A 921-nucleotide genomic window follows, 5' to 3' on the forward strand; every position below is an offset into this window, starting at 1 on the left:
GAATCGGGACGGAGGTCGGCGAAAAGCAGCTCGTTGGGTTCGTTTTTTATTTATATTTCAAATAGATAGGTCCTAAGGCCGTCAGTGAGGCCCAGTCGGCCAAAAACGTTTACTCGCAAAGGCCTTGCCCGAACCGGTCTTGAAATATCGCTCGAGTTGCCGTGCGTTGGCCTCGGTTTCAACCCCGATGTAGGCCTTCAAGATTACAGGCAGATAAGCCTTAGTCGAAGTCACATAGCCTGATCGGTGCGAATCAAAACGGCGTCGAAGATCGTTGGTCGATCCGACATAGACATCGCCGTTACCGAGTTGCAGAAAATAGACGTACCACATGGTCCCCCTCCGCTACTTCGTAGCTTCGGGTGGCCTGCCACCCGAAGCCCGCAGGGTGCGTAGGGTGGCGGAGAGGATGGGATTCGAACCCACGAGAAGCTTTTGACCTCTACTCCCTTAGCAGGGGAGCGCCTTCGACCACTCGGCCACCTCTCCGTTGCGCCGGTGGATAAAGAAAAGCGCCGGCACAATCAACAAGCTGGCGCTATTATCCTTGAAAAATCGACCCTTCGCCAAAGCGCCGCCCGGCGATGTGGCGATTCTGCGGCAATTCCCTTGTTCGCGACTCGGGTCATGGTCACATTTCGGGCCGACCATCGCCGGAATCCGCCGTTTGCAACGGCTTGCGAAGGGCTGTTGGTTAACGGGAGCTTTCGGAGTGAGGCCAAATCGTGTCATTTGTGCAACAACGCTGGGGGATAGCGCCGACACAAACCTTTTGCCGGTACGATCGTGGTTGAACGCCGCCGCCTCATGGGTAATGTCGGGTTTGAAGGAGCGGCGCGGTGCGCATCTTTTTCGGTAGTGGGGATGGGGCAGGGAACGCTGTCCTTCAGCAAAGAATACCCAGACCCGTTTTTTAACTTT

2 protein-coding genes and 1 tRNA gene are annotated in these 921 nt (G+C 55.7%); all 3 read right to left on the minus strand.

Annotated elements, in window-relative coordinates; genetic code table 11:
* Positions 1–81 precede the first annotated feature (81 nt).
* Positions 82–333 (minus strand): GIY-YIG nuclease family protein, encoded by a 252-nt coding sequence (locus NKH04_RS33100; protein ID WP_353045609.1) that lies wholly within the window; start codon positions 331–333, stop codon positions 82–84.
* Between the two features lie 65 nt (positions 334–398).
* A tRNA-Ser gene (locus NKH04_RS33105) sits at positions 399–489 on the minus strand.
* Positions 451–921: hypothetical protein (locus NKH04_RS33110; protein ID WP_353045610.1), on the minus strand; the 471-nt coding region annotated here is incomplete at its 5' end. The genes NKH04_RS33110 and NKH04_RS33105, both read right to left, overlap by 39 nt.

The organism is Mesorhizobium sp. M1365, from assembly GCF_040317865.1.
GTDB lineage: Bacteria > Pseudomonadota > Alphaproteobacteria > Rhizobiales > Rhizobiaceae > Mesorhizobium.